General features: G+C 52.7%; 7 protein-coding genes. All 7 read left to right on the forward strand.

All coding sequences use genetic code 11. From position 1 onward, the window contains the following. Positions 1-30 precede the first annotated feature (30 nt). The 7 genes from B5G10_RS10445 (at position 31) to B5G10_RS10475 (ending at position 9,086) form a co-directional block, all read left to right on the forward strand. Positions 31-1,050, forward strand: coding sequence for an electron transfer flavoprotein subunit alpha/FixB family protein (locus B5G10_RS10445; RefSeq protein WP_087424672.1), 1,020 nt, complete (start codon positions 31-33; stop codon positions 1,048-1,050). A gap of 104 nt (positions 1,051-1,154) precedes the next feature. After that, a complete protein-coding gene (locus B5G10_RS10450) occupies positions 1,155-2,858 on the forward strand; it encodes an acyl-CoA dehydrogenase family protein (RefSeq protein WP_087424673.1) in 1,704 nt (567 codons plus the stop codon). A 144-nt stretch (positions 2,859-3,002) separates the two neighbouring features. After that, positions 3,003-4,421, forward strand: a complete 1,419-nt coding sequence (locus B5G10_RS10455; RefSeq protein ID WP_255375279.1) for an aldehyde dehydrogenase — start codon at positions 3,003-3,005, stop codon at positions 4,419-4,421. Between the two features lie 429 nt (positions 4,422-4,850). Further along, on the forward strand, positions 4,851-7,208 hold the full coding sequence (locus B5G10_RS10460; RefSeq protein ID WP_087424675.1) for a UvrD-helicase domain-containing protein: 2,358 nt from the start codon (positions 4,851-4,853) through the stop codon (positions 7,206-7,208). A gap of 19 nt (positions 7,209-7,227) precedes the next feature. After that, on the forward strand, positions 7,228-8,373 hold the full coding sequence (gene nspC, locus B5G10_RS10465) for a carboxynorspermidine decarboxylase (RefSeq protein ID WP_087424676.1): 1,146 nt from the start codon (positions 7,228-7,230) through the stop codon (positions 8,371-8,373). A gap of 60 nt (positions 8,374-8,433) precedes the next feature. Continuing rightward, positions 8,434-8,643, forward strand: coding sequence for a hypothetical protein (locus B5G10_RS10470; RefSeq protein WP_087409709.1), 210 nt, complete (start codon positions 8,434-8,436; stop codon positions 8,641-8,643). A gap of 8 nt (positions 8,644-8,651) precedes the next feature. Further along, on the forward strand, positions 8,652-9,086 hold the full coding sequence (locus tag B5G10_RS10475) for a PH domain-containing protein (protein WP_087424677.1): 435 nt from the start codon (positions 8,652-8,654) through the stop codon (positions 9,084-9,086). The last annotated feature ends 822 nt before the right edge of the window (positions 9,087-9,908 follow it).

Here is a 9,908-nt window from a genome sequence, read left to right on the forward strand (position 1 = left end):
CGTGTACTATGAACTAAAAAACTAACGATTATGAACAATCTGATTGTATATTGCGAAATAGAAGACGGCATTATCGCCGACGTGAGCCTCGAACTGCTCACCAAAGGTCGTTCGTTGGCCAATCAACTCAATTGTAAACTCGAAGCCCTCGTCATCGGCAGCAACCTCGACGGCGTGGAGAAACAGGTATTCCCCTACGGGGTCGATACGGTCTATACCGTAGATGATCCCCGCCTCTATCCCTATACCTCGATTCCCCACACTTCGGTACTGGTTCACCTGTTCAAAGAGCAGAAACCTCAAGTGTGCCTGATGGGTGCCACCAGCATTGGCCGCGACCTGGGTCCACGCGTATCGTCGTCGCTCCACAGCGGTCTGACGGCCGACTGTACGGCTCTCGAAATCGGCCCGCACGAGGATAAGAAAAACAACAAGACCTACGAAAACCTGTTGTACCAAATCCGTCCCGCCTTCGGTGGTAACATCGTGGCTACGATTGTAAACCCCGAGTGCCGCCCGCAAATGGCCACCGTGCGCGAGGGTGTGATGAAAAAAGAGATCTACGACCCCAACTACAAAGGCGAGGTGGTTAAACTCGACCCGAAAAAATATGTATCCGATGCCGACTTTGTGGTCGAGGTAATCGACCGTCAGATGGAGAAATCGAAAGCCAACATCAAGGGTGCTTCGATTATCGTAGCCGGTGGATACGGTATGGGTTCGAAAGAGAACTTCGACATGTTGTTCGACCTGGCCGCTACACTGGGTGCCGAGGTAGGTGCTTCGCGTGCCGCCGTCGATGCCGGCTTTGTAGAGCACGACCGTCAAATTGGTCAAACGGGTGTAACGGTACGTCCCAAACTCTATATCGCTTGCGGTATCTCGGGACAAATCCAGCACATCGCCGGTATGCAAGACAGTTCGATTATCATCTCGATCAACAGCGACCCCAATGCGCCTATCAACTCGATAGCCGACTATGTGATCACCGGTACGGTCGAAGAGGTAGTTCCCAAACTCATTAAATACTACAAGAAAAACTCCAAATAATCGCACGCGCTACAACCATAGCCGAGCCCAGGAAAGTCCCGGTTTCAAGGAAACCGGGCAAAAAAGGAGTTTTCATTTCATTTATGAAAAAGTAAACACAGAATATGGCTAATTTCTTTTTAGACAACAGTGATTTGAAACATCACTTGCACCACCCGCTCATGGAAAAGCTGGTGGCCTTACGGGAACGGAACTACTCCGATGCCGAAAAATATGACTATGCGCCCTTCAACTTCGAAGACGCCATGGACAGTTATGAAAAGGTACTCGAAATCGCCGGCGAAATCAGTGGCGAAATCGTAGCTGCCAACGCCGAAGACGTGGATCACGAAGGTCCCCACGTAGTCGATGGCCACGTGGTATATGCCAAAGGCACACAAAAGAACCTCGACGCTCTGGTAAAAGCCGGGCTGATGGGTATCTCGATGCCTCGTCGTTACAACGGTCTCAACTTCTCGCTCGTGCCCTACATCATGGCTGCCGATATGGTGAGCCGCGCCGATGCCGGTTTCGTAAACATCTGGGGCCTGCAAGACTGCGCCGAGACCATCTACGAATTTGCCAGCGAAGAGCAGAAACAAAAATACCTGCCCCGCGTATGCGCCGGTGAAACCATGGCCATGGACCTGACCGAGCCCGATGCCGGTTCGGACCTCCAGGCCGTCATGCTCAAAGCCACTTACAGTGAGGCCGACGGTTGCTGGTATCTGAACGGTGTGAAACGTTTCATCACCAACGGAGACGGCAATATCGCCCTCGTACTGGCCCGCTCGGAAGAGGGGACCAAAGACGGCCGCGGATTGTCGATGTTCATCTACGACCGCAACAGCGGTGGTGTAACGGTGCGCCGCATCGAAAACAAGATGGGTATCAAGGGATCGCCTACCTGCGAACTCGTGTTCAAGAATGCCAAAGCCGAGCTCTGCGGTAGCCGCAAACTGGGTCTTATCAAATATGTAATGGCTCTGATGAACGGCGCCCGTCTGGGTATCGCCGCTCAATCGGTGGGTGTATCGGAGGCCGCTTATCGCGAAGCCATCGCCTATGCCCGCGACCGTAAACAGTTTGGCAAACCCATCATCGAGTTCCCCGCCGTTTACGAAATGATTTCGTTGATGAAAGCCAAACTCGATGCTTCGCGTTCGCTCCTCTACGAGACGACCCGCTTTGTTGACCTTTACAAGACCTATGAAGATATTGCCAAAGAGCGCTCGCTCGAACCCGAAGAGCGTGCCGAGATGAAGGCCTACCAGAAACTGGCCGATGCCTTCACCCCCCTGGCCAAAGGCATGTCGAGCGAATTCTGTAACCAGAACGCCTATGACTGCGTGCAGGTTCACGGCGGCTCGGGCTTCATGAAAGACTACGCCTGCGAGCGTATCTACCGCGATGCCCGCATCACCTCGATTTACGAGGGTACCACCCAGCTGCAAGTCGTAGCCGCTATTCGCCACGTCACCACCGGCACCTTCCTCCACCAAATCGAGGCCTACGAGGCTGCCGCCATCGCTCCCGAACTGGAGCCGCTGCGCGACCGTCTCAAGGCAATGAAAGAGGCCTATGTAAAAGCTGTCGAATCGGTTACCGAAACCAAAGACAACGAATACATCGACTTCCAGGCTCGCCGCATGGTCGAGATGGCCGGTCACATCATCATGGGTCACCTGCTGCTCGCCGACACCACGCGCAACGAATCGTTCCGTCACTCGGCCGATGTTTACATCAACTTCGGTGAGGCCGAGGTAGCCAAACACGCTGCCTTCATCGCCAACTCCAAACCCGAAATGATGGCCGACTACCGCAAGTAATAAACAAACTTGACTCCATACCAGCGGGGCTTCTCTCAAAAAAGAGAAGCCCCGCCTTTTTATCGGCCACCGTTCCCGAAGACCCACCTGGATATTCAACAGCCCCGCCCAAGAATTTAGTACGATTTTAAACCGTATCTGCCGGTGAATTGTTATCTTTATCACCCAATTACAAACAACGACGATATGACTACCCACGACTATCATCACCTGGTCAATTTGCAAAAAGAGTTTTTCAACGAACATATTACCCGCGAGATTCCCTTCCGACTGTGTGCCCTCGACCGCCTGGCCGAAGGTATCACCTCTCGGGAAAAGGAACTGAACGAAGCATTGCAGGCCGATATGGGTAAATCGCCCTTCGAAAGCTATGTGACCGAAATCGGTATCCTCCTGCATGAGATACGATTGGCCAAAAGCAACCTGCAAAGCTGGGCCCGTGACCGCCGACGCCCCACCCCGTTCTTCCTCTTTGGAGCCAAAAGCCACATTCACTACGAACCTTATGGCTGTGTGCTCATCATCGCCCCGTGGAACTATCCGCTGCAACTGTCACTGTCGCCTTTGGTTGGAGCCATTGCGGCAGGCAACTGTGCCATTATCAAACCCTCGGGCGAGGCCCCTCACACGGCCCAGGCTCTGCAAGAACTCATCGGCGAATGTTTCGAAGAGGAGTATATCGCCGTAGCCGATGCCCGTCGCGAAACAACCGAAGAACTGCTGCAAGAGCGGTTCGACTACATTTTCTACACCGGTGGTGTGGAGTATGGGCGCCACATCATGCAGGCGGCAGCCCGATACCTCACCCCCGTCACACTCGAGCTGGGAGGCAAAAGTCCCTGTATCGTCGATGACGACGCCCACCTGCCCACGGCAGCCCGCCGCATCGTGTGGGGGAAATTCATCAATTGCGGACAAACGTGTGTGGCACCCGATTACCTGTTGGTACACAGTCGAGTAGAGTCGCGACTCATCGACCTGATGCGAAAAGAGATCGAACATCTCTATGGTGCAGACCCTCAACATAATCCCGACTACTCGCGCATCGTCAACGAGCAGCACTTCGAGCGACTGGCTACCCTGCTCTCGCACGGCACCCCCCTCTGTGGCGGCACCTGCGACCCCACCGACCGCTACATAGCCCCCACCCTGCTCACCGATATCGACCCGCAGTCGCCCCTGCTCACCGACGAAATTTTCGGTCCCATACTCCCCGTCATGCCCTTCGACGATATCGACGACTGTGTCAAGTACATCAACCAGCGCGAGAAACCGCTGGCTCTCTACTACTTCACCCGCAGCCGCAAACGGGCCCGCTACATGATACAGCACACCTCGTCGGGCGGAGCCTGCATCAACGACACCGTCATACAGATTGCCAACGGCAACCTTCCCTTCGGAGGTATCGGCAACAGCGGTATGGGAGCCTATCACGGCCGCACCAGTTTCGAGACCTTCAGCCACCAGCGCAGCGTTGTCACCTCGGCCCAACGACTCTACTCCGAGTTCCGATTCCCGCCCTATGGCAATAAATTGAAATGGCTCAAACGAGTGTTGAGATAAAGAAACCCGAAAAATGGATACCGCGTCAAAGCGCGGTATGACACACCCAGTCACCCCGCACCTCGATGCGGGGTCCATCTCCAAGGCTGCAAAATACAAGTGCCACCGATGGTATTCCTGGATACTGCGTCAAGGCGCGGTAGGACTCGCTATCTTTAGACAGGATGTGGCTCGGCATAATCAAACTTGAAAACTTCGTTTTCCGTTTGTCTCGGCCCTCGCCTTTCGCTATCTTTCCAGAAGACAGGAGGCGGCTCGGCATAATCAAACTGAAAACTTCGTTTTCCGTTTGTCTCTGCTCTCGCCTTTCGCTATCTTTGCATGCTGCGAAAATAGGATGCGGTTCGGCAAGGTAAAAGTTGAAAACTTCGTTTCCCTTTTTCCTTTGCTCTCACCTTTCACTATCTTTGCATTAAAATATAAGAAGTAGTGGAACTGGACTTTTTGAACGAACTCAACGAGCAACAACGCGATGCCGTACTCTATACCGAGGGGCCCGAACTGGTTATTGCCGGGGCCGGGTCGGGAAAGACTCGGGTGCTGACCTACAAGATTGCCTACCTCCTGCAAATGGGGTATCCCCCTTATCGGCTGCTGGCGCTTACCTTTACCAACAAGGCAGCCAACGAGATGAAGAGCCGTATTGCCGAGGTAGTGGGTATCGACACGGCTTCGCGGTTGTGGGCCGGTACGTTCCACTCGATTTTCTCGCGCATCCTGCGGGCCAATGCCGACCGGTTGGGCTACCGTCACGACTTTACCATCTACGATGCCTCCGACTCGCTCTCGCTCATCAAAAGCATCATCCGCGAGATGCAGCTCGACGACAAGGTATATAAGCCCTCGACCGTGCAATCGATTATCTCGAACGCTAAAAACGCCCTTATCGAGCCTCAGGCTTATGCCCGCAACCGGGGACTCATCGAGATGGATACCCGTTCGAAACGGCCGCTCATCCACGAGATCTACCGCCTCTACCGTCACCGCTGTTTCGTGTCGGGGGCGATGGACTTTGACGACCTGTTGCTCAACACCAATATTCTGTTTCGCGACCATCCCGACGTGGTGCAACACTACCGCGACCTGTTTGCCTATATTCTGGTCGATGAGTACCAGGATACCAACTTTGCCCAACACCTTATCGTGAGTCAGTTGGGCAAGGGTCACAACCGCATCTGCGTGGTGGGCGACGATGCCCAAAGCATCTACTCCTTCCGGGGGGCCAACATTCACAACATTCTGGGACTGAGCAAAGAGTACCCGGGACTGAAGATTTTCAAGCTCGAGCGCAACTATCGCTCGACCCAAAATATAGTCAACACGGCCAACAGCCTCATAGCCAAGAACAAGGAGCAGATTCCCAAACAGATATTCTCGCAAAAGGAGTGGGGCAACAAGGTGAAGGTGATTAGTGCCTACTCCGACTTCGAAGAGGGATTCATCGTCTCGAACCGCATTGCCGAACTGCGCCTTACCACCCATTGCCACTACAACGACTTTGCCATACTCTACCGCACCAACGCCCAGTCGCGCACACTGGAGGAGGCCCTGCGCAAGCGCAACATACCCTACCGCATCTACGGGGGTACCTCGTTCTACCAGCGCAAAGAGATTAAAGATGCCATCGCCTACTTCCGCCTCACCGTCAATCCCGACGACGAGGAGGCTCTCAAACGGGTCATCAACTATCCGGCCCGGGGTATTGGCAACACGACTCTCACCAAGCTCATCGACCGGGCTCACGAGAGCGGTCACAGCCTGTGGAGTGTCATTGCCGACCCGCTGAACCACCACCTCGACGTCAACAACGGTACTCTCAATAAACTGAAGGGATTCAAAGAGCTCATCGAGAGTTTCCGCAACGCGGCCTCCCGCCAGAGTACCGCCGAACTGGCTGAGACCATCATACAGCAATCGGGCATCTTGCGCGACATTACGTCGGAGCGTACCCCCGAGAATATCAGCCGACAAGAGAATATCGAAGAGTTGCTGAACGGTGTGCTGGAGTTCTGTACCCTGCGTCAGGAGGCGGGCGATGAGCACACCACCCTCTCGGACTTTTTGGCCGACATATCGCTGGCTACCGACCAGGATAACGGTGACGAAGCCGAGCAGGATAAGGTAACGCTCATGACCGTGCACGCCTCGAAGGGGCTCGAGTTCAAGCAGGTCTTTATCGTGGGCGTGGAAGAGAACCTTTTCCCCTCGTCCATGTGTCAGGAGAGCGAGCGCGAAATCGAAGAAGAACGCCGATTGCTCTATGTGGCTATCACCCGCGCCGAGGAGAACTGCACCATCACCTATGCCCTCTCGCGCTACCGCAACGGCCAGACGGTGTCGTCACCCCCCAGCCGATTCATCAAGGAGCTCGACCCGCGGTATGTCGATATGCCGGTCCAGGCTCGACAGGAACAGCCCCGCGAAGAGGTTCCCTGGCGCACTTCATACAGGGACGAATGGGACCGCAAACCCTTCCGTCCAAGCAGCAGCGACGACGACCGCGCCCCAGCACCCCGACCCTTCACGGCTCCAGCTCCGGCCAAGCGACTTACCAAAATCAATGCCCGCCCCTCGGGCGAAACCCCGGCGACCACCCAAACCTCGGCTACAACGGCGGCCGGGCAAATCGTGGTGGGCAGCCGCATCTGCCATGCCCGCTTCGGCAACGGCACGGTATCGGCCATCGAGGGTACAGGCGACAACAGCAAAATCACGGTCGAGTTTGACAACGTAGGCCGTAAACAACTGCTGCTTAAATTTGCCAAATTTACAATCTTAGAATCATAAACCACACAACGATACAACCATGCACAACGATATACTGTCGCAAATACCATCGCCCTGTTATGTACTCGAAGAGGCCCGCCTGCGTCAAAACCTGCAACTCATCCGTTCGGTCAAAGAGGCAGCCGGGGTAAACATCATACTGGCCTTCAAGGCTTATGCCTTGTGGAAATCGTTCCCCATCATTCGGGAATACATCCCCTACTCCACGGCCAGCTCCATACACGAGGCACGGCTCGCCTTCGAAGAGATGGGCAGCCCCGCACACACCTATTCGCCAGCCTATACCGAGCGCGACTTCCCGGCCATCCTGCGATACAGCAGCCACATCACGTTCAACTCGTTGAGCCAGTTCGAGCGGTTCTATCCCCAGGTGGTAGCCGATGGTAACCGCGTGTCGTGCGGACTGCGCATCAACCCCGAATACTCCGAGGTAGAGACCGACCTCTACAACCCCTGTGCTCCCGGCTCACGACTGGGCATCACGGCCGACAAGTTGACACACCTGCCGCAGGGTGTCGAGGGGCTGCACTTCCACACGCTGTGCGAATCGACCTCCTACGATCTCGAGAAAACCCTCGCTCGGGTCGAAGAGTTGTTCGGCCACCTGCTTCCCCAAGTCAAATGGCTCAACATGGGTGGCGGTCACCTCATGACCCGCCAGGGCTACGACACCGACCACCTGGTGCAGCTCCTGCGCGACTTCAAGCAGCGGCATCCCAACCTCGAACTCATTCTCGAGCCCGGCAGTGCCTTTGGCTGGCAGACAGGGCCCCTCGTATCGACCGTTGTCGATATCGTCGAGAACCACGGCATACGCACCGCCATACTCGATGTATCTTTTGCCTGCCACATGCCCGACTGTCTCGAAATGCCCTACCAGCCGGCCATCCGCGGAGCCGTCACCACCCCCGCCCCCGGACTGCATGCCTACCGCATGGGCGGCAACTCATGCCTGAGCGGCGACTACATGGGCGACTGGTACTTCGACCACGAACTCACCGTGGGCGAACGCATCATCTTCGAAGACATGATTCACTACACCATCGTCAAGACCACCATGTTCAACGGCATACCCCACCCCTCGATAGCCTGTCTCAAGTGCGACGGCTCAGTAGAGATGTGGCGCGAATATGACTACAACGACTACAAAAACCGCATGGATTGACCTCACACGGGTCAACCCTTGCGACGCTCGATTTGTTACACCTTAAAACCAACTTTTACAATGGGAACATTCTTAGGCATCATAGCCCTGCTCATCACCCTGGTCGCCTTCATCCCCCTGTTGGGGATACTCAACTGGATTACCATACCCGTGTCCATTATCTTTCTCATCATCTGCGCCATTCTCAAGTCCGACACCGGTAAGACACTCTGCATCGTCTCCATCATCGTAGGCCTGCTGCGATTGATCTTCGGCGGCGGTATTCTCTAACCCCCTCCATGAAAACCATCTATCGCTCAGGAATCAGTTGGGGACTGGTCGCACTCATTGCCCTCGTCCTGCTACCCGTCTATGCCCTCATGATATACCTGTCGGTGTGGATAGGACTCGCCCTGCTGGTCATACTCACCGTCTTTATCGTCGATACCCTGGTCAATACCCGATACACCATCGAAGGAAAAACACTCCAAGTACAATGCGGCATATTTGACAAGAAACAATTCGACATCGACCGCATCACCGAAATCGCCCGCACCACTAGTTTAGAGAGCGCTCCGGCCGCCTCGATGGACCGTATTCAACTGCGGCTGGAGAAACGCCAGAGACTCATCCTGTCGCCCCGGCAACAACAAGTCTTTATCGACCATCTGCTGCGCATCAATCCCCGCATCGTCGTCAAGCCACCGCTATCGACATCGGTCAAACAAGTATAGAGGCTAAAGAATATCACTATGCACCCGAAATGTGCGGAATCAATCCAACCGAAAGCTATACTAACCACACTTACGAAGACGTCATGGAGGATATTAAAATTCTCCCATATGTAAAATAAAGAGCCTATTCAAAACATATCGATTTTATTTTTTTATTATCTTTGACATATTATACAGAGGACTCAAAATAGAAATTAACGAAAATTTCACAATCAAATAAAAATAAATAAGATAACTAATAAGCACAAAACTTAAAACATTGCTTGAAGAATACAAAAACAATATTTTCACCTGTCGTTTTATATAAAAATAAATAATATTATGGAGAAATTTATACTATCTTGGGCATTCCCGGTTTCTATTCTTTTGGTAATCTCATTCATTTCATTCTTTATCGCAAGAAAATATATGGAAAAGAATAAAGCAAAAACTTTATTTGCTATTTGCCTATTCATAAGCTTTGCATTAGGTCTATATATTCAAAACAATAGATTTGAAGTCAAGAATTATAGTAACTTTTGTTACATCTTATATGATAAAATTACCGCTAAAACCTACTGCTTTGTTCATGATATAAATAAATATACCATAAATTAAAACTATAAACTAAAGAATCAGTTCGGAATAAATCAATTTTGATTTTTGTCATACTAAAATACCAGAAGAGACTAAGTTAATATAGCATGTGATTCAATTTCATATAATATCACTAGTGTCCGGAGAAAAATTCTCCGACAAGGGTTTAATTATTAAACATCAATAAGTTATAAGCATTAGAAAATTTTTCGATTAGAACATCAGTAACTTTGCGGTAGCCATCAA

Origin of the sequence: Barnesiella sp. An55 (genome assembly GCF_002161555.1) — a bacterium.
Lineage (GTDB): Bacteria > Bacteroidota > Bacteroidia > Bacteroidales > Barnesiellaceae > Barnesiella > Barnesiella merdipullorum.